Below are 19,211 nucleotides of genomic sequence, written 5' to 3' on the forward strand. Positions count from 1 at the left end.
CCTTATTCAAATAAAAAACCTCTTCCTAGATAAATAGGAAAAGGTTATTTTTCATCCGTTTCATTTTCTTGACAATTTTTACAAATCCCATGGAATGTTAAACGATGATCTTTCACCTTAAAGCTCCAGTCTCGTTCTACTTTCCTTTCCACTTCACCAAGTAAATCTTCTTGTATTTCTTGTACAGCACCACATTGTGTACAAATCAAATGATGGTGGAAACGCTGCGCACCTTCTTGGCGTAAGTCATAGCGTGAAACACCGTCTCCGAAGTTAATCTTATCGACAACTTTTAACTCAGATAATAGTTCTAAAGTTCGATAGACGGTTGCTAATCCGATCTCTGGCGACTTTTCTTTTACAAGGAGGTAAACATCTTCTGCGCTTAAATGATCTTCTTCATTTTCTAGCAGCACACGAACTGTTGCTTCACGTTGCGGTGTTAATTTGTAGCTCGCTGCATGTAATTGCTTCTTAATTCGTTCAATTCTTTCTTCCATTCGGTACTACTCCCTCCTCGCCACTCTTACACCATTATATCAGAAGAAGGGCTTCTGTCAAAAGAAAAAACAATAAAAACAAATTGATAATTATTCTCAAAAAGTATTTATTTTTTATTAATAGCCTCAACGACTTCTTTCATTAAAACTGGTGATGCGTAAGCCTCCACACTAGAAGCAAGTGCTAACACCACTCCAATTACGAGAAAGAAGCATGTATAACGGATTAATAATGGTAATAGTGGCTCGGTTATTTTTCTAATAAATTGATGCCTAATCATCCGTAAAGAAAAACTTGCAGCAATGGTTGTCATAACGAGAAAGACTGGAATGATAATTAAATTTTGTGGCAAAACAGATACAAATGCTAATAATAGTCCATTCCATCCATGCTGACTTACTAAAAAACCAACTGTAAATCCAACGACAACTCCTTTTACAAATAATAAAATAAAAATAAGTGGTAATCCAATAATTGAAATTCCTAAAATCCAAATAAATCCGATGTATTTTAATTGCGAAAAGTAACTTTCTCGAAACATTTCGCCCGCAATGGCAAATTCTCCTTTAGAGACTTGTCCAAAAAAACGTTGTAAATAAAATGATAAATCTTGTTTTTGATTGATTTGTAAACTATTCACGAGAATGGCTCCGAATATTACTCCCATCAATAATAAAACAGCGTTAAATATATATAATGAAGAGTTTTCCTGTATGTGAGACATTACACGGTCTTGCCAATTTTTTCGCCACATTTTTCTTCCCTCCGTTCACACTCTTATTAAAAATGTATGAAAGAAAGAAAAAAGTATGACGAATTAACATTGAAATTCCGCTCTACTTTGCTAAACTAAAAAGTAGAGAATAGGAGGGATTTCTCTTGAAACCATTATTATTAGATTTTCCAACATTATTTCAAACTGAACGCTTGCAAGTTCGTAAACCATTTCCAGGTGATGGTGCAGAAGTATATGAAGCAATCCAAGCTTCTTTAGAAGACTTAGTACCGTGGATACCAATTAACGCTGAAACAGAAGAGAGTGCTGAAGAAATTGTTCGCGAAGCTCACGGACAGTTTTTACTTCGTGAAACACTTGATTTTCACTTATACGATAAAGTATCTGGTACATTCATCGGAGCAATTACACTAAAGCCTGAAAACTGGGATATTCCAAAGTTTTCACTTCACTTCTGGCTACATAGTGCCTATACAAAACAAGGCTATATGACCGAAGCTGTTAAAGGTGCAATTCAGTTCGCCTTTGATAAACTAGGCGCTAGAAGAATTGAAATTCGTACTGATGCAACAAATATAAATGCATGTAGCTTAGCAGAACGTCTAGAATTCATTCTAGAAGGGACAATGGAAAATGATTTCCTAGCACCAGATGGTAGCTTACGTGATGCACGTGTATATGCAAAAATCAATTAAAAAACACTCGCCTTTGGCGAGTGTTTATTTTTGTAGTTGTAAATATTGTACTGCAAACATCGTCTTCGCATCATGAATACGAAGATCTTTCATAAGAGTAATCGCTTCTTCTAACGATACTTCCATTAATTCCACAAACTCATCTTCATCTAACTCAGCTTTATTTTCTTTTCTTGTCAAACCTGTCGCTTTATATACATATAAAATTTCATCTGCGAATCCTGGAGATGTATAGAAAGAAGTAATGAGCTCCATATTTTCACATACATATCCTGTTTCCTCTTCTAATTCACGAACTGCTGTTACCTCAGGTTTTTCACCAGGTTCTAACTTGCCAGCCGGAATTTCTATAATCGCCTTTTCAAGTGCTTTACGATACTGCTCAACAAGCACAATTTTCCCCTCATCAGTAATAGCAATAATAGCAACTGCACCAGGGTGATTTACAATTTCACGTTTACTCATTGCTCCATTTGGTAATACTACATCATCAACACGAACTTTTATAACTCTACCATCAAAAATTGGCTCAGTATTTACTGTTCTCTCTGCAAGATTACTCATACTACTTCATCTCCCTGTTCTATTTCCTATTCTTTCCTCATACATTTTACCACATTGAAAGGAGCGTGATAGAAATGAAAGTTTATATTTTACCAAATCGCGTCACTTTAGTCGGAAAAGCATGGCAAATTCGCCATAAGCTAAAGCAATATAGCAAAGAGTATACAACTGTACAAGAGTGGATTACAGCAAATAAAGTGAAACATTAATCATGCTTTTACGGGCAGTTAATGCGAAGCGGAAAGTAAACGTTTGTCAACCTCTTTTCCCTCTCGTACAATAAAGGTAAGGAGGTTGACCTATGAAAAAACGTCAATTAGGAAACTCAGATTTGTTTGTTACAGAAATGGGCCTTGGCTGTATGTCTCTCGGTACATCTGAAACAGAAGCTATGCATATTATCGATGAAGCGATCGATTTAGGAATTAATTTTTTTGATACAGCAGATTTATATGATTACGGATTAAATGAAGAATTTGTTGGAAAAGCCTTGAAGGGAAGAAGAGACCAAATTGTACTTACAACGAAGGTTGGAAATCGTTGGACAGAAGAAAAAAATGGCTGGTCTTGGGATCCTTCTAAAGCTTACATAAAGACTGAAGTAAAGGAAAGTTTACGTAGACTTCAAACTGATTATATTGACCTTTATCAACTTCATGGCGGAACAATTGAAGATCCAATAGATGAAACAATTGAAGCTTTTGAAGAATTGAAAAAGGAAGGTATTATTCGCCATTACGGTATTTCTTCTATACGCCCAAATGTCGTTCGTGAATATGCAAAACGCTCAAACATCGTTAGTGTACTAATGGAATATAACCTTTTAAATCGTCGTCCAGAAGAATGGTTCCCCCTTCTAAATGAACACCAAATTAGCGTCATTGCCCGCGGGCCACTTGCAAAAGGAATTTTAACTGACAATAATGCAAGAAAGATAGAAAGAGTAAAGGAAAAGGATTATCTCTCTTATTCTTACGATGAATTACATGCAACTCTAGCAAGTGTAAAAGAAATGATTGGAGAACGCTCTTTAACAGGAACAGCTATTCAATATTGCTTACATAATAAGACTGTTGCAGCTGTTATACCTGGTGCAAGCTCTCTTCAACAATTACAGGAAAATATACGAGCTAGTCAACAGTTACCTTTAACGAAAGAAGAATATATACAACTTCAAAAGATTGTTAAATATGACACATATGCTTTGCATCGTTAAAAATATCGAATTACCGATAAAACAGAAGACTGTCTCCAGTATTAGGAGACAGTCTTTTTTATAACGTATCATATTTATCAGGATTCGTTCCTACATGTAAATCACGATTCAACGTGTTAATTTGACGTATCTCTTCTTCAGTTAGTGCAAAATCAGAAATAGTAAAGTTTTCTTTAATACGAGATGGTGTAACAGATTTAGGAATTGTAACAATCCCGCTTTGAATATCCCACCTTAATATAACTTGTGCAGGTGTTTTTTCATATTTGTTAGCAATAGCCTGAATGATTGGATGCTGGAATACTTCTCCGCCCCTCATTAACGGACTCCATGCTTCCATTTGAATTTGCTCATCTTGACAATAATTTCGTAACTCAAATTGCGTCAACATCGGATGAAGTTCCACTTGGTTTACCATCGGCTTCACTTTGCAATTTGGTAATAATAGTTCTAAATGATGTTTATGAAAATTAGAAACACCAATCGCACGCACTTTACCTTCTTCATACAATTTCTCTAAAGCTCGGTACGTATCAACATACTTCCCTCTTACCGGCCAATGTATTAAATATAAATCTACATAGTCCATTTGTAATTTTTTCAAACTCTTTTCAAACGCCTCGAGTGTCTCCTCATATCCTTGATCGTCGTTCCATACTTTTGTTGTAATAAATATATCTTCTCTTGGAATTCCTGATTCACGTATCGCCTCTCCGACACCGCTTTCATTTTCATATACAGTTGCTGTATCAATCGAACGGTATCCAACTTCTAACGCTGTTTTTACTGCTTGCTTTACTTCGTCTCCTTCTTTCGCTTTATATACGCCTAGACCAATCATCGGCATTTTCACGCCATTATGAAGTGTAGTTGTTGGAATATGCACAGTCGTCTCCCTTTCATTGTTACATTTTTTATAAGCCACAATTTTATTTCAACAAGATTCATCCCAAAAGTCAAAACATACGTACAGTTTACATAACACTTTTATATAGCTAAAAAATAGCGTGAACTCATTCATTCACGTTATTTTTTCTCCATTCTTTCGCTTTTTCATCCACATTGCGCACAAACTCATTTTTTCCTTCCGTATATAACGCGCCATCATATGTATACTTTTCGGCTAATTCTTTCTTTAAGGTTGCATATGCCTCTGCTTCTTCACAATGAGCCATCATATAATCACGAAATGCTAAATGCCTTACTATCTCTGGATTTCCTTTTTCAAACACGTGTAAATGATACGAGCGTTTTTCTTCAGTTCCATGAATAAAATATCGGCGTCTTGAAATACCATTTTCCCCTTTTACGATGTAACCAAGCTCTATAAATCGTTCATTCCACCCATCTACTCTTTCGATATTTTCTACTTCCATGATCATATCAATAATAGGTTTAGCTGCCAGTCCGGGAACTGACGTACTTCCAATATGATAAATTTTTACCGTTTCTGGCATCGCTGATTTTAATCTTTTAGCCTCCATTTGAAATTTTTCACTCCAATGGTTTTCATGTGGAACAACGACAATTTTTCTCATTCTAACTCCCCTTTTCTTACAAGCTCGTCAAAAAATGATCAGTGGTATTTCACTGATCATTTTTTTATTATTTAAAGTCTTTCCAAGTAAGGTTACTTTCACTTAGCAGTTCTTCAAATGATTTATTCTTTTCACGTTCTTTTTGTTCTTGGCGCTTTCTTTCCAGTTCAGCTGCCTCTTTTTCCTCTTCCCTCACTTGCAACTCTTTCTTCTTACTCTTTAATTGTTGCATGAGTGAATCATTTAATTGATCGCCTAATGTAAGTGTTTCTTTCTTTGGTTGATTCACTTGTGATTGTCTTTGCATTTGTCTTTGTTTCTTTTTCTTCATGCTACTCACCTTTTACTTTTTTCTCCATTATAGTAGATACACAATGAAATCGACAATAAAAAAGGGTCTTTACTCTATTATTCACTTTTTGTAAATATGTTAATTTTTCGAAAAGACTAAATTTTTATGTAGCTATAATCCTATGAATCTATTAAAATTATGTCGTATGATGTCAGATTATAAAAAAGGAGAATTATATTATGTGGAAAAAAATTATTCCTGCCGTTGCTGTTTTAAGCACCATTACTTTTTCAAGCGTATTTGCCGCTCCCCCATCTCAGAATCCAGCTGAACAAAACCGCTACATAGACGTACAAATGCTTGGTATTAATGATCTCCATGGACAACTAGATACTGTTAAAAAAATCAATAATAAAGAAGCTGGTGGCGCTGATTACTTAGCTACTTATTTAAAAGAACATAAAAAACAAAACCCTAATACACTTCTCGTACATGCTGGTGATATCGTCGGAGCTAGTCCACCAGTTTCAGCATTATTACAAGATGAACCGACGATTGAATTTTTAAATGACTTAAAATTTGATGTCGGTACAATCGGGAACCATGAATTTGATGAAGGCATTGATGAAATGAAACGCCTCATTTACGGTGGATATCATGAAAAAACAGGAAATTTCAAAGGGGCTAACTTCCCCTATGTAGCTGCTAATTTCTATAACAAATCAACTGGCCGCTTATTTTTACCACCATTTACTGTAAAAATGGTAGATGGTGTTCCTGTAGGATTCATTGGGGTTGTTACAACTGATACACCAAATGTCGTTATGCCTACGATGCTTAACAATGTACAAATTACTGATGAAGTAGAAGCAATTAATAAATCAACACAACAATTAAAACGCCTCGGCGTTAAATCTATCGTCGTTCTTGCTCATGTCGGTGGAACAACCGATGAGTCTGGGGTAACAAATGGCGATCTTACTCGAATTGCAAATGAAACAGACCCAGAAGTTGATGTTATTTTCGGTGGACATAGTCATACGTATGTAAATGGTACAGTAAACAATAAACTAATTGTCCAAGCAAATTCATACGGAATGGCTTTCTCAGACGTCGATGTAACAATTGATCGTAAAACAAAGGATATTGTAAAGAAAAAAGCTGAAGTTGTTACAACGTATCATGAAGGTGTAGAACCTGATAAACAAGTAAAGAAAAAACTAGATCAATATAAAGAAAAAATCGCACCACTTGTAAATGAAGTGGTCGGAAAATCTACAGCACCTATCGACCGTAAACAAAATGATGCTGGTGAGTCCACTCTTGGAAATTTAGTTGCCGATGCTCAGCGTCAAACGATGCAAACTCAAATCTCCCTCATGAATCCTGGTGGCATTCGTAATGACTTAGATGCTGGTGATATTACGTGGGGTGAGTTATACGGCATTCAACCTTTTGGAAATCAATTGATTAAAGTAGATTTAACAGGTCAAGACATTCGCGATATTTTAAATCAGCAATGGCAAAAAGGAACAACAAGAATGCTTCAAATTTCAGGTATTCAATATACGTGGGATGCAAATAAACCAAACGGTGAAAAAGTTACAAATATACGTTTAACAAACGGAGAAGAATTATCTCCATCTACAACGTATAGCGTAGTTGCAAATGCCTTCTTAGCTTCTGGCGGTGATGGATTCGTATCATTTAAAAATGGTAAAAATGCAGAAACTGGGCCAAACGACTTTGAAGCGTTAGTCAATTACGTAAAACAATTAAAAGAACCAATTCAGCCAGTTATTGATGGAAGAATTCAAAAAGTAAATTAAGTGTTTCTCTAATAATAAATTTCATTTTTCACGTATAAAGGATTTGTACTGATCCTCTATTTTATACGTAATATACATCATAAAAAGGATACTCGTTCTTCTAATGAACATAGTATCCTTTTCTTTAGTTATCAAAATGTGATGTTTTGTCAACTTCATATTGCTGTAAAAATTGTTGCAACGCCTCTTCTACAAGTTTAGATTTTTGAATTCCTTTCGATTCTGATATAAGGTCCAATCTTGCTAATATTTCTGTATTAATAGAAAAGGTTCGTCTCTTTTTCTCTGTACTTTTACTCACAATTGGTGCAATTACTTCTTCTCTTTTTCTTAATAACTCATAAATACTTTGTAATTGCTCATAAATTAATAATTGATAATCTGTTTTCTCATATTGAAGGGCGGTCGCTTCTTGGAGTTGTAAGTGACGTGGTTCTTCTCCATCTCCTACAAAAATACGTTTCTTCTGCTCTCCATCATATTCGTATCCAATCAATCTTAATTTCTTCGATAATGTATACGGGCTTATTTCAAGACGTTTTGCTATAATAGCGATGGATTCACGTCTATTTAAACCATCTATAATTTCTCCAATCGTCACAATTTCCCTCCTCCCGTGTTGAAATGACACTAGTATGGTATGTTACAATGATTTTCTAACAGTATATGCAAAATGAATAGCCTGTGCGATTCATACGATTTCACAAAAGGAGGTTTTCAATATGCTTTTTCGTAGCTACACCCCTCAGTTCTATAACGAAAACAAACAACTCATTCCTAATAGTATCGCTACGATAGAAAGCGTTATGATTAATAATCGAAAACAAACTCTCCTTATGCGTGGACAAAACGTAGAGCAACCTATTTTATTATGCTGTCACGGCGGACCTGGGATGGCACAAATCGGATTTATTCGCCATTTTCAAAAAGAATTAGAGAAGCAATTTATTGTTATTAATTGGGATCAGCGCGGAGCTGGTAAATCCTTTTCAATGAAAGATTTCGGAGCAAATTTCACAATCGAACAATTCGTTTCCGATGCAAAAGAAGTGATTCAATATGTACTTAAAAAGTTCAACAAACAAAAACTATTTCTCGCTGGTCATTCTTGGGGAAGTATTATTGGGCTTAACATAGCACATCAATATCCAAAGTATATCGAGGCTTACATCGGTATTGGGCAAATTGTACATATGAAACAAAATGAAGAATTGCTATATCAACATTTAATTCATTCTGCAAAAAAACATGATCATAAAAAAGCATTAGCTTCCCTTTTAAAATTAGGCAAACCACCATTTTTAGATACGAGACGTCTCATTATTCAAAGAAAGTGGCTTGGCACATTTGGAGGCGCAATCCAAAACGGATCTTCCTTTTCTTTCATACGAAAAGGTTTCTTTTCTCCCGAATATACGCTATTAGATTGGTTCAAGTTTCTCGCAGGAAATTTAAAATCTGGCATTTTATGGGGAGAAATGCTGACAATCGATTTCTTTTCTTCTATCTCAAGTTTATCTATTCCAGTTTATTTTTGTTCTGGTCGCTATGATTATCAAACTCCTTATGCACTCGTTCAGGAATATTGCGATATTATTGAAGCGCCTATAAAAAAGATGATTTGGTTCCCAAATTCAGCACATTCTCCTGATTTAGAAGAACCAGAATTATTCGCTAATTCTTTACAATCAATTAAACAAGAGCTAGCTTTTCAGCATTAGTAACAAAAGGCTCTTTTACATTTCATAGAAAACATTTTATAATAATATGTCGCAAGTATGTATAAACATAGCAAAATGTTTCATATTTACTTGTCTTAACAGAATAAAAATTTAGGGAGATTACATTTATTATGAACGCTGTACTCGTCGCAGTAGCAATTATGCTATTGCTTAGTTTGTTACGTGTCCAGGTCATTGTCGCCATCATTGTTGGAGCTTTAACAGGCGGACTTATCGGCGGACTCGGTATTTCAGAAACGATTAACACTTTTACAACTGGTCTTGGAAACAGTGCTCCAATCGCTTTAAGTTATGCAATGCTTGGTGGTTTCGCTATTTCCCTTTCCAAAACAGGACTTCCAGATGCTATGATTCAAACTGCATTAAAATGGATTGGCAATGAACAAGACACGAAAAAACAAGTTTATTCTAAAATACTTATTTTATTCATTATTTTAACGATGGCTTGTTTCTCACAAAATGTGATTCCTGTTCACATTGCTTTCATCCCCATCTTAATTCCAGCACTTTTAAAAGTATTAAATGAGCTGAAAGTGGATCGCAGACTTGTCACATGTATTATTACATTTGGATTGATTACTCCTTATATGTGGATCCCTGCAGGGTTCGGAAAAATTTATCATGACGTATTGCAAACCAACGCTGCGCAAAGCGGCCTTACATTTGATGTCACACTTATTCCAAAAGCAATGACTATTCCAGCAATCGGTATGATTATTGGATTATGTGTAGCGGTATTCATTACGTACCGAAAACCTCGTACGTATGAAACAGAACAAATTCATACTACCGAAAATGAAATCGTTCCCTATACAAAACGTAGCATTACTTTCGGGTTATTATCTATCATTGCTACATTAACTGTTCAATTAACAACAGAATCCATGATTTTCGGTGCTTTAGCAGGTATTATCGTCTTATCAGTTAGTGGCAGTCTACCACTTAAAGAAGCAGATGCGATATTAACAAGCGGAATGCGTATGATGTCCTTTATTGGCTTTGTTATGATTGCTGCCGCTGGATTCGGCGCTGTTCTTCGAAAAACAGGACATGTTGAATCTCTAGTGCAAACGAGTGCACATATAATCGGAAATAACAAACCACTCGCTGCATTTCTTATGCTCGTTATTGGACTTCTCGTTACGATGGGAATTGGTTCATCCTTTTCAACCATCCCTATCTTAACAACCATTTTTGTACCTCTTTGCATTCAGCTTGGATTTAGTCCAATGGCCACAATTGCAATTATCGGTACAGCCGGAGCACTAGGTGACGCAGGATCTCCAGCATCGGATAGTACCCTTGGACCAACATCCGGTTTAAATGCTGATGGTCAGCACCATCATATATGGGATACATGTGTACCCACTTTTCTACATTACAATATACCGTTACTTATATTTGGCTTTATTGCCGCAATTACATTATAAAAAGGTGCGTATAAAACGCACCTTTTACTTTTTTATTTTTCCTTTTAATTGTTGAAAAGCTACTTTTCCGTTATCTTTGACATAGCTTTCAATTGTCGGTAGTGATGAACCTATCCATTCACACTCTATACTCCCATTCGGTCCAACAATTTTTAATTTATCTGGTATATGTATATTTAGAAATCTCGCTGACCGAATTAACTCAATAGCAATCTGATCACTTGAGGCTACAATTCCATCTATATACGGATTGTTTTGCAATAATGTAATAAATTGTTTATTTGTATACCCTTGTACACATTCTTCTCGATAAGAGATTCCTTCATCCCAAACAGTGTCTAAAAACCCTGCTATATAATCTTCCATTTCTTCACTTTCTTCTCCCTCACCGAAATATGCAAGAAAGTGACACCCTTTCTCTTTTAATAAAGAAACAGCTCTCTGTCCACTTTCATAATAATTTCCATGTGATTGTTGCTCATCGATCACAACAAACGGAAATGGAATTTCTCCTACACTTTTAAAAACTGCTCTCGTCAAAATAACACCTGCAATGTTATTTTGCTTCAGCATATGTATGTATCTATCTTTATTCTCTATATTACAAATAATGATTTGATAGCCTTCTTTATATGCTATTTCCTCAATACAATGTAGCAAAGTGATGTTTGATTGGTTACATAAATTATCTACAAGTAATGCAATTATCGTTGAACTCTCTTTAAATAGTGGCTTCGCTGCACTGTTTGGCCTATAACGTAATTCTTCAATTGCTTCCTTTACTTGTTTTACTGTGTCCTCATGAACGTATCCTTTTTCATTAATAACTCGTGAAACGGTTGCGACTGAAACACCTGCCAATTTTGCAACATCACGTATAGTTGCCACATCGTCACCCCTTAATATGGTAATAGATTACAATTTTACGGTAACCTAAATTACACTATCCGTCAAGATTAATAACTCACATTTCTGAAAATTGTTACATCATTTCACTAAACGATACTCCAACTGAATTTCATGTAAAATTGGGATATTATCATATCCCATACGTGGAATTTCTTTCTTTATTTTTCGTGCCTCCTCTACCGCATTCACATATAAATTAGTCATTACAAAATTACGTTTTTGGTAAAATCGTAACGCATTCATATTATCATTTGTTGTAATAAGCCAAACCTGTCTGCACCGTTCTTCTTCTGCAACTTGTAATACACAATCCACAAGTTTCGTCCCTATTCCTTTTCTTTCTTCAAAGCTATCTAGCGATACAATTTCGCATATATTTCCGGTCACTTCATACGTTATAATTCCGATTATTCTGTCATCTGAGAGCGCAACAAATCCTGGCAACTCTTCTAACTGATGCCCCTTACCACGTGAAACCATCAATGAACTTCCCCAGTTCTCACACATGAACATTCGGATTGTTTCTTTCATCGCTGGCGTAATTTTTTGTATATGCAGCATTTCCTATTTCTCCCCTTTTATATCATTGTGATACAATATAAGTGTATCACATGTAACGGTATTTGGAGGATGAGGTAAAGTATGAAACGTTTTTTTGCAGCATTGTTTACTATACTAGGTGCAATAACTGCCCTTGGGATTTTCTTTACAAATAAAGTGATGTACTTAAAGAAAAAAACAGAGGAAGAAGTACTCGAAAGAGAAACGAAAAAACATTTTCGTATAGAGGATTTTGATGCTCTTCATAAAGAAGAAATTCATATCCCTTCACAATTCGGATACGACCTTCACGGATATTACATTCCTGCTGGTCATTCCACCAATAAGTTTATGGTTTTTTGCCACGGTGTAACTGTAAATAAAATAAACTCTGTAAAATATGCAAACTTATTCTTAAAAAGGGGATATAACGTCCTCATTTACGATCATCGTCGTCATGGTAAAACTGGCGGAAAAACAACAAGCTATGGATACTATGAAAAACATGATTTAAAATCCGTAGTTGACTGGCTAAAAAACCGTTTTGGCACCAATATTACACTTGGTATTCATGGTGAATCTATGGGAGCTGCAACACTTCTTCAATACGCAGGACTTGTAGAAGATGGTGCTGATTTCTATATTGCAGATTGTCCTTTCTCTGATTTTCACGGACAATTACAGCACCGTTTAAAGGTTGAATTCCATTTACCAAAATGGCCTTTATTACCTTTAGCAAACGCATTTTTGAAAGTTCGTGACGGTTATACAATTCGTGAAGTTTCACCAATCGACTGTATAAAAAACATTAACAATCCCGTTCTCTTTATTCATAGTAAAGATGACGACTATATTTTAGCTGATATGACAAAAGCGTTATATGAAGCGAAAGAAAATAATAAGCAGCTTTATATTGCAGAACACGGTGCACACGCTTGCTCTTATAACGAAAATAAAGAAGAGTACGAAGCAGCCGTCGATCAATTTTTAAACACATATGTGAAAGAAACAAAAAACAGGCTTGCATAAGCCTGTTTTTTATTGCGCTAAAACGTCTGTAACTTGTTCCATATTTTCAGAAATCCATTGCATTGCATCATCTAACGTTGGGAATTCTGTCGTTTGAAATGTTACTTCATCTTGAAGTAACCAAACATCCTTTGCCTCTTGCCCTACACCTGCAATGGACCAATGTAACAAACTATATGGATGATTATCATTCAAAAATGATGCCCACGTGCGCTCATTTGCAATGTTTCGTAATGTATGTAATTGTTTATCCATCTCTCGTCACCTTACTCTAGTCAGTTATGAAAACTATTATAACACTCTCTTCTTTCTCAAACAAAGTGCTCTTTTTATATTGTCAAGCACTTCCCTTGATTATATGATGAAATTAAGCGTTTGGGAAGGAGGGATAACGTTGGCAAAAGTACAAATTAAAGTAAATGATAATGGCTCTTTTCGCGTTACAGGGGACGTGGAATTAGTCGACTCACAAGGGAATGTATTCCCAGCAAAACCGGCATTTTCTTTATGCCGTTGTGGTTTATCAAAAAATATGCCTTATTGCGACGCTTCGCATAAAGGTAAATTCGAGTCTGTTGTTAGAGCACCAGAGGCAGAATAATTTTACATGTGACATGCACATTTTTTTGTGCATGTTTTTTCTTTTTAGCAACTCCGTTATATCCCTTCTCCTTACAACATTTCTAATACTTTTATTTCCATTCCAGCCTGCATATATTTTCACACAATTCTTCACATTCGAATATTTTTTACTAGCCTTTTATTTTTTTTGTGCTATAATTTGAGCAAACAGCATCCTTCGGGGTCGGGTGAAATTCCCAACCGGCGGTGATGAAGTGAAAACTTCTAAGTCCGTGACCCGTTTTCAACTCGAAAACGGTGGATCTAGTGAAACTCTAGGGCCGACAGTATAGTCTGGATGGGAGAAGGATATGTTTCTAGTTTTTTATATAGTGAATACACTTTTATTTCAGTATGCATATTTTTAAAGATTCATTTTGATTCTTTATATATGTTTAATTTTCTATACTTATTTTTTATACTGAAATAAAAAGAGACAACTAGCGTTTAAAAATTCGATATTTTGCTAGGTTTTTTCCTTATGCAGAAATATCAATTATCGTTAGGTTTCTTTCCTATGCTTTCGTATTCAAACTATATTTCTAGAAATCACGTCTCCCAAACCCCAAGGATATTAAATCCTTGGGGTTTTTTGATTTTTTTAGGAGAGGTGAAGAAAATGACAGATCAAGAATATATGAGGATTGCCCTGCAGTTAGCAGAAGGGACATCAGGACAAACAAGTCCAAATCCTATGGTTGGTGCTGTTGTTGTAAAAGATGGAAACATCGTTGGTATGGGGGCTCATTTACGAGCTGGTGAAGAACACGCAGAAGTTCATGCCCTTCAAATGGCTGGTCAGAACGCCAAAGACGCTACCGTTTATGTAACACTGGAACCGTGTAGCCACTTTGGAAAAACACCACCTTGTTGTGAATTGCTCATCGAAAAAGGAGTTAAGCGTGTTGTAATTGCTACTCTCGATTGTAATCCGCTCGTTTCTGGTAACGGAAAAAGAAGATTAGAGGAAGCTAGAATTGAAGTAACGACCGGTGTTCTTGAAGCAGAAGCAGTTTTATTAAATCGCTACTTTTTTCACTACATGAAAACGAAGCGCCCTTTTGTAACAATCAAAACAGCGATGAGCTTAGATGGAAAAACAGCAACTGTAACTGGTGAAAGTAAGTGGATTACAGGTGAAGAAGCACGTGCTGATGTTCACCAATATCGCCATACACATGATGCAATTCTTGTTGGAGTGAATACAGTTATAGCTGATAATCCTCATTTAACAACAAGAATTCCAAATGGTGGGAAACATCCTATTCGCGTTGTTTTAGATACCCATTTACGAACGCCACCATCTTCTCATGTTATAACAGATGGTTTAGCACCGACATGGATTATTGTCGGTAAGGATGTAAAGGAAGAGAAGATATCTTCTTATGAATCTAAAAATATAGCTATATTCCAAATGGAAACGAAACATATAGAAATCGAGGACCTTCTTTCCTTTCTTGGAGAGAAACAAATTCTTTCTCTATTCGTTGAAGGTGGCCAATCGATTCATGCAAGTTTCTTAAAAACAAACAATTTTAATGAAATTGTAACCTATATAAGTCCGAAATTAATTGGTGGGAAAGATGCTCCTACTTTATTTGGAGGAAATGGTTTTTCAAAATTACAAAATGCGCTTTCCTTGAAAATTCAAGAGATGAAACAAATTGGTGATGATATAAAAATCGTTGCGAATGCCCGAAACGAGGTGACGAAATGTTTACAGGAATTGTAGAAGAATTAGGAACGATAGCAAACATGCAACAAAGCGGAGAAGCGATGAAATTAACGATTCATGCAAAGAAAATTTTATCAGATGTTCACTTAGGTGATAGTATCGCGGTTAACGGTATTTGCTTAACTGTAACAAGCTTTACAACTACTTCATTTACAGTTGATGCAATGCCTGAAACGATGCAGTCGACATCACTTCGCATGCTTAAACCGCACTCTAAAGTAAATTTAGAGCGAGCAATGGCTGCAAACGGACGATTCGGTGGACATTTCGTTTCAGGACATATTGATGGAATCGGAACGATTTTAAATAAAAAACAACATTACAATGCCGTCTATTACAAAATAGCAATTTCTGATGAACTACTGCGCTATTGTTTGCAGAAAGGGTCCATTGCTGTTGATGGAACGAGTTTAACGATATTTGATATAGACGAATCTTCCATAACGATTTCACTCATCCCGCACACAGTAAGCGAATCTGTCATTGGAGCAAAAAATGCCGGAGATATCGTAAACATTGAGTGTGACATGATTGGTAAATATATTGAACGCTTTATTACTAAACCTACAAAACGAGTAGGTTCAATGACCGAAAGCTTTTTACAAGAAAACGGATTTCTATAAGGGGGAAGCACAATGTTTCATCGTATTGAAGAAGCTCTAGAAGATTTAAAAAAAGGTAAAGTCGTTATCGTATGTGATGATGAAAACCGAGAAAATGAAGGCGATTTTATTGCTTTAGCAGAGTACATTACACCAGAAACAATAAATTTTATGATTACACATGGCCGTGGTCTCGTTTGTGTACCGATTACGGAAGGATACGCAGAACGTCTACAATTAGAACCAATGGTATCTCATAATACAGATTCACATCATACTGCGTTTACAGTGAGCATTGACCATGTCTCTACAACAACAGGGATTAGCGCTCACGAACGTGCAACTACGATACAAGAATTGTTAAACCCCGCATCAAAAGGTGCTGATTTCAATCGACCTGGACATATCTTTCCATTAATTGCGAAAGAAGGCGGTGTCCTGCGTCGTGCAGGTCATACAGAAGCTGCTGTTGATTTAGCAAAGCTATGCGGTGCCGAACCAGCTGGAGTTATTTGCGAGATTATAAATGAGGACGGCACGATGGCACGTGTACCTGATTTAATAGAATGCGCAAAACAATTTGATATAAAAATGATTACAATAGAAGATTTAATTGCTTACCGCCGCCATCATGAAACACTTGTGACGAGAGAAGTGGAAATTACATTACCTACAGATTTCGGTACTTTCCACGCAATTGGCTATTCTAACTCATTAGATACGAAAGAACATATCGCACTTGTAAAAGGTGATATTTCAACAGGTGAACCGGTACTTGTACGTGTTCATTCTGAATGCTTAACAGGAGATGTATTCGGTTCACATCGCTGCGATTGCGGACCACAACTCCATGCAGCACTTGCTCAAATTGAGCGTGAAGGAAAAGGTGTTCTTCTTTATATGAGGCAAGAAGGAAGAGGCATTGGGCTTCTTAATAAGCTTCGTGCTTATAAATTACAAGAAGAAGGATTCGATACTGTAGAAGCAAATGAAAAACTCGGCTTCCCTGCTGATCTTCGTGATTACGGTATCGGTGCTCAAATATTAAAAGATTTAGGTTTACAGAGTTTACGATTATTAACGAATAACCCAAGAAAAATTGCTGGCTTACAAGGTTACGATTTAGAAGTAGTCGAGCGTGTACCGTTGCAAATGCCAGCAAAAGAAGAGAATAAATCGTATTTACAAACGAAAGTAAACAAATTAGGACACTTACTAAACTTATAATTAAAGGAGAGATTTATTATGGTATTCGAAGGTCATTTAGTTGGTACAGGATTAAAAGTTGGAGTTGTTGTTGGACGTTTTAACGAATTTATTACAAGTAAGTTACTTGGCGGCGCTTTAGACGGATTAAAGCGTCACGGTGTAGAAGAAAATGATATTGATGTTGCTTGGGTTCCTGGTGCATTTGAAATTCCTTTAATCGCTAAAAAGATGGCTAGTAGCGGAAAGTATGATGCTGTTATTACATTAGGTACTGTAATCCGAGGTGCTACAACTCACTACGATTACGTTTGTAATGAAGTAGCAAAAGGTGTTGCGTCTTTATCACTACAAATGGACATCCCAGTTATTTTCGGCGTATTAACGACAGAAACAATTGAACAAGCGATTGAACGCGCAGGTACGAAAGCTGGTAATAAAGGATATGAATCAGCTGTTGCTGCAATTGAAATGGCTCACTTATCAAAACAATGGGCATAAAAAAAGAGGCTGCGGCCTCTTTTTATTTTTTCACCTTTTTTTGTACATCTTTTATTAATTCATTCATCGTTTTTCCTTCTGTTTTTATATGAAGAGCTTGTGCCGTTCTCCATACATTCTCTCTTTTTTTCGCTTCTTCTATAATAGTAATTTCTTTTCTAACTTCCTTTAAATCTTTTCCTTCCGTTTTCAATCCAAAATGTTCAGCTTTCGTTCGAAAGTGTTGTTCGATTCTTTGTTGCATTTCTTTTTGTTCAGGATTTTCAGCAGCCTTAACTGGATCAGAACTTATTGCTTTTATTAAAATTAAACAAGTCATAATCGCTAATATGTATTTGTACATGTAAAATCCTCCAACCCAATATAAATTACATATTTACTATGTACAACTAGGGCTTGGAAAATTCGTCCACAAAAATTCTTTTTTTCGCTTAAAAACCAATAATATCAAGCGTTCACAACTATTTATTACATTTTATTTACAAAAAAAGCAAACCCTTTTACAAGTTTGCTTTTTCATCTATCTTATAATGCACATTCTTCAATCTCAAATCCTAAATCTGCAATCATACCCCAGTCCGCAGTCGGCTCTTGTCCAGCTGTCGTTAAGTAGTCCCCGACAAAAATAGAATTTGCTGCAAATAAACCGATTGGCTGTACAGAACGTAAATTGATTTCACGTCCTCCTGAAATACGAATTTCTTTTGTTGGGTTTACAAAACGCATCATTGCCAGTACTTTTAAACATTCTACTGGAGTTAACTCTTTTTGTCCTTCAAGAGGTGTCCCCTTTACAGCAACAAGGAAATTGCAAGGGATAGAATCTGCATCTATACGTTGTAATTCAAATGCAATTTCAGCACGCTCTTCAATTGTTTCTCCCATGCCAAAAATCGCTCCCGAGCATGGGGAAATGCCCGCTTGTTTTGCTTTTTGAACTGTATCAACACGATCATCATACGTATGAGTTGAACAAATACTATCGTAATTATTTGCATGTGTATTTAAGTTGTGGTTATAACGATGCACGCCTGCTTCCGCTAAACGTCCTGCTTGATCTTCATTTAAGAAACCTAAACAACAACAAATCTTCAAGTCTGTCGTTTCACGAATTTCCTTAACTGCTCCAATTACGTGATTTACCTCTTTATCCGTCGGACGACGACCAGACGCTACAATACAATATGTACCTGCTTTACGGCGTATTGCTTCATGTGCCCCTTCTACAATCTTCTCCTGCGTTAACCATGCATATTTATCAATCGGTGCTTCTGAAATAATAGACTGTGAGCAATATCCACAATCTTCAGGACATAATCCAGATTTCGTATTAATAATCATATTCAATTTTACTTTCTTACCAAAGTGATGATGGCGAATAATGTAAGCCGCATTCATAATTTCTAAAACTTCGGTATCATCAGCTTCTAATATCGCTATTGCATCTTCTTTCGTAATCATCTTCTCTTCCACTACGTCGTATGCAAGTTTTTTCCAATCCCTTTTTGTTTGTACTTGTTTCATT

24 protein-coding genes and 1 riboswitch are annotated in these 19,211 nt (G+C 35.9%); of the genes, 12 read left to right on the forward strand and 12 right to left on the reverse strand.

Features of this window, described 5'->3' with window-relative positions:
- Positions 1–44: 44 nt before the first annotated feature.
- Both V7S45_RS20065 and spoIIM read right to left on the reverse strand, forming a co-directional pair.
- Positions 45–500 carry a Fur family transcriptional regulator gene (locus V7S45_RS20065; protein WP_000392657.1) on the reverse strand — a complete coding sequence of 152 codons (456 nt, stop codon included), beginning with the start codon at positions 498–500 and terminating at the stop codon, positions 45–47.
- 107 nt (positions 501–607) lie between these two features.
- Positions 608–1,225: a stage II sporulation protein M gene (gene spoIIM / locus V7S45_RS20070; RefSeq protein ID WP_013142149.1), complete on the reverse strand. Its 618-nt coding sequence runs from the start codon at positions 1,223–1,225 to the stop codon at positions 608–610.
- 155 nt (positions 1,226–1,380) lie between these two features.
- Between spoIIM and V7S45_RS20075 the strand changes: the two genes are divergently transcribed.
- Positions 1,381–1,932 carry a GNAT family N-acetyltransferase gene (locus V7S45_RS20075; RefSeq protein ID WP_000803479.1) on the forward strand — a complete coding sequence of 184 codons (552 nt, stop codon included), beginning with the start codon at positions 1,381–1,383 and terminating at the stop codon, positions 1,930–1,932.
- A gap of 24 nt (positions 1,933–1,956) precedes the next feature.
- Here the strand turns inward: V7S45_RS20075 and V7S45_RS20080 are convergent, their stop codons facing one another.
- The gene (locus V7S45_RS20080; protein ID WP_089607612.1) at positions 1,957–2,496 is read right to left on the reverse strand and encodes an NUDIX hydrolase; all 540 of its coding nucleotides are present in this window, start codon (positions 2,494–2,496) and stop codon (positions 1,957–1,959) included.
- Between the two features lie 74 nt (positions 2,497–2,570).
- On the opposite strand from V7S45_RS20080, the gene mciZ reads away from it, so the two are divergent.
- Together mciZ and V7S45_RS20090 are read left to right on the forward strand one after the other, a co-directional pair.
- Positions 2,571–2,705, forward strand: coding sequence for a Z-ring formation inhibitor MciZ (mciZ, locus tag V7S45_RS20085; protein ID WP_000870302.1), 135 nt, complete (start codon positions 2,571–2,573; stop codon positions 2,703–2,705).
- A 92-nt stretch (positions 2,706–2,797) separates the two neighbouring features.
- Positions 2,798–3,712, forward strand: coding sequence for an aldo/keto reductase (locus V7S45_RS20090; RefSeq protein ID WP_000747210.1), 915 nt, complete (start codon positions 2,798–2,800; stop codon positions 3,710–3,712).
- A 58-nt stretch (positions 3,713–3,770) separates the two neighbouring features.
- Here the strand turns inward: V7S45_RS20090 and V7S45_RS20095 are convergent, their stop codons facing one another.
- The 3 genes from V7S45_RS20095 to V7S45_RS20105 form a co-directional block, all read right to left on the reverse strand.
- The gene (locus tag V7S45_RS20095; protein ID WP_000547993.1) at positions 3,771–4,598 is read right to left on the reverse strand and encodes an aldo/keto reductase; all 828 of its coding nucleotides are present in this window, start codon (positions 4,596–4,598) and stop codon (positions 3,771–3,773) included.
- Positions 4,599–4,725: 127 nt separating this feature from the next.
- A complete protein-coding gene (locus V7S45_RS20100; protein WP_001227190.1) occupies positions 4,726–5,250 on the reverse strand; it encodes a GrpB family protein in 525 nt (174 codons plus the stop codon).
- 67 nt (positions 5,251–5,317) lie between these two features.
- Positions 5,318–5,581 (reverse strand): YqkE family protein, encoded by a 264-nt coding sequence (locus V7S45_RS20105; protein ID WP_000727561.1) that lies wholly within the window; start codon positions 5,579–5,581, stop codon positions 5,318–5,320.
- 200 nt (positions 5,582–5,781) lie between these two features.
- On the opposite strand from V7S45_RS20105, the gene V7S45_RS20110 reads away from it, so the two are divergent.
- A complete protein-coding gene (locus V7S45_RS20110) occupies positions 5,782–7,371 on the forward strand; it encodes a 5'-nucleotidase C-terminal domain-containing protein (RefSeq protein ID WP_000265551.1) in 1,590 nt (529 codons plus the stop codon).
- 124 nt (positions 7,372–7,495) lie between these two features.
- Here V7S45_RS20110 and V7S45_RS20115 read toward each other — a convergent pair whose 3' ends face one another.
- Positions 7,496–7,972 (reverse strand): ribbon-helix-helix domain-containing protein, encoded by a 477-nt coding sequence (locus V7S45_RS20115; RefSeq protein WP_000151931.1) that lies wholly within the window; start codon positions 7,970–7,972, stop codon positions 7,496–7,498.
- A gap of 121 nt (positions 7,973–8,093) precedes the next feature.
- Here V7S45_RS20115 and V7S45_RS20120 point away from each other — a divergent pair, with 121 nt between their 5' ends.
- Together V7S45_RS20120 and V7S45_RS20125 are read left to right on the forward strand one after the other, a co-directional pair.
- Positions 8,094–9,092 carry an alpha/beta hydrolase gene (locus V7S45_RS20120; RefSeq protein ID WP_089607613.1) on the forward strand — a complete coding sequence of 333 codons (999 nt, stop codon included), beginning with the start codon at positions 8,094–8,096 and terminating at the stop codon, positions 9,090–9,092.
- 131 nt (positions 9,093–9,223) lie between these two features.
- Entirely contained in the window at positions 9,224–10,543 is a 1,320-nt protein-coding gene (locus V7S45_RS20125) for a Na+/H+ antiporter family protein (protein ID WP_000994816.1), read from the forward strand.
- A gap of 24 nt (positions 10,544–10,567) precedes the next feature.
- On the opposite strand, the gene V7S45_RS20130 is transcribed toward V7S45_RS20125, so the two are convergent.
- Positions 10,568–11,431: a LacI family DNA-binding transcriptional regulator gene (locus tag V7S45_RS20130; RefSeq protein ID WP_025687580.1), complete on the reverse strand. Its 864-nt coding sequence runs from the start codon at positions 11,429–11,431 to the stop codon at positions 10,568–10,570.
- Positions 11,432–11,530: 99 nt separating this feature from the next.
- Complete coding sequence (locus tag V7S45_RS20135; protein WP_000902435.1) at positions 11,531–12,013, reverse strand: GNAT family N-acetyltransferase; 483 nt, start codon at positions 12,011–12,013, stop codon at positions 11,531–11,533.
- Between the two features lie 81 nt (positions 12,014–12,094).
- Between V7S45_RS20135 and V7S45_RS20140 the strand changes: the two genes are divergently transcribed.
- On the forward strand, positions 12,095–13,021 hold the full coding sequence (locus tag V7S45_RS20140) for an alpha/beta hydrolase (RefSeq protein WP_000819234.1): 927 nt from the start codon (positions 12,095–12,097) through the stop codon (positions 13,019–13,021).
- Between the two features lie 9 nt (positions 13,022–13,030).
- On the opposite strand, the gene V7S45_RS20145 is transcribed toward V7S45_RS20140, so the two are convergent.
- Entirely contained in the window at positions 13,031–13,276 is a 246-nt protein-coding gene (locus V7S45_RS20145) for a DUF2552 family protein (RefSeq protein WP_000360793.1), read from the reverse strand.
- 139 nt (positions 13,277–13,415) lie between these two features.
- On the opposite strand from V7S45_RS20145, the gene V7S45_RS20150 reads away from it, so the two are divergent.
- The 5 genes from V7S45_RS20150 to ribH all read left to right on the forward strand — a co-directional run bounded on the left by V7S45_RS20150 (position 13,416) and on the right by ribH (position 17,686).
- Entirely contained in the window at positions 13,416–13,622 is a 207-nt protein-coding gene (locus V7S45_RS20150; protein ID WP_001151582.1) for a CDGSH iron-sulfur domain-containing protein, read from the forward strand.
- 190 nt (positions 13,623–13,812) lie between these two features.
- A riboswitch (FMN riboswitch) is annotated at positions 13,813–13,956 on the forward strand.
- 305 nt (positions 13,957–14,261) lie between these two features.
- Positions 14,262–15,374 (forward strand): bifunctional diaminohydroxyphosphoribosylaminopyrimidine deaminase/5-amino-6-(5-phosphoribosylamino)uracil reductase RibD, encoded by a 1,113-nt coding sequence (gene ribD / locus V7S45_RS20155; RefSeq protein ID WP_000131986.1) that lies wholly within the window; start codon positions 14,262–14,264, stop codon positions 15,372–15,374.
- Positions 15,356–16,000: a riboflavin synthase subunit alpha gene (gene ribE / locus V7S45_RS20160; protein ID WP_000493908.1), complete on the forward strand. Its 645-nt coding sequence runs from the start codon at positions 15,356–15,358 to the stop codon at positions 15,998–16,000. Before ribD ends, ribE begins: the two co-directional genes overlap by 19 nt.
- A gap of 12 nt (positions 16,001–16,012) precedes the next feature.
- A complete protein-coding gene (gene ribBA / locus V7S45_RS20165) occupies positions 16,013–17,206 on the forward strand; it encodes a bifunctional 3,4-dihydroxy-2-butanone 4-phosphate synthase/GTP cyclohydrolase II (protein WP_000468976.1) in 1,194 nt (397 codons plus the stop codon).
- An 18-nt stretch (positions 17,207–17,224) separates the two neighbouring features.
- Complete coding sequence (gene ribH / locus V7S45_RS20170; RefSeq protein ID WP_000230895.1) at positions 17,225–17,686, forward strand: 6,7-dimethyl-8-ribityllumazine synthase; 462 nt, start codon at positions 17,225–17,227, stop codon at positions 17,684–17,686.
- A 22-nt stretch (positions 17,687–17,708) separates the two neighbouring features.
- Here ribH and V7S45_RS20175 read toward each other — a convergent pair whose 3' ends face one another.
- Together V7S45_RS20175 and bioB are read right to left on the reverse strand one after the other, a co-directional pair.
- On the reverse strand, positions 17,709–18,029 hold the full coding sequence (locus tag V7S45_RS20175; RefSeq protein ID WP_000280032.1) for a hypothetical protein: 321 nt from the start codon (positions 18,027–18,029) through the stop codon (positions 17,709–17,711).
- A 182-nt stretch (positions 18,030–18,211) separates the two neighbouring features.
- Positions 18,212–19,210, reverse strand: a complete 999-nt coding sequence (bioB, locus tag V7S45_RS20180) for a biotin synthase (protein ID WP_000815856.1) — start codon at positions 19,208–19,210, stop codon at positions 18,212–18,214.
- Position 19,211 lies beyond the last annotated feature (1 nt).

This window comes from Bacillus sp. BR3(2024) (assembly GCF_039134555.1).
GTDB lineage: Bacteria > Bacillota > Bacilli > Bacillales > Bacillaceae_G > Bacillus_A > Bacillus_A cereus.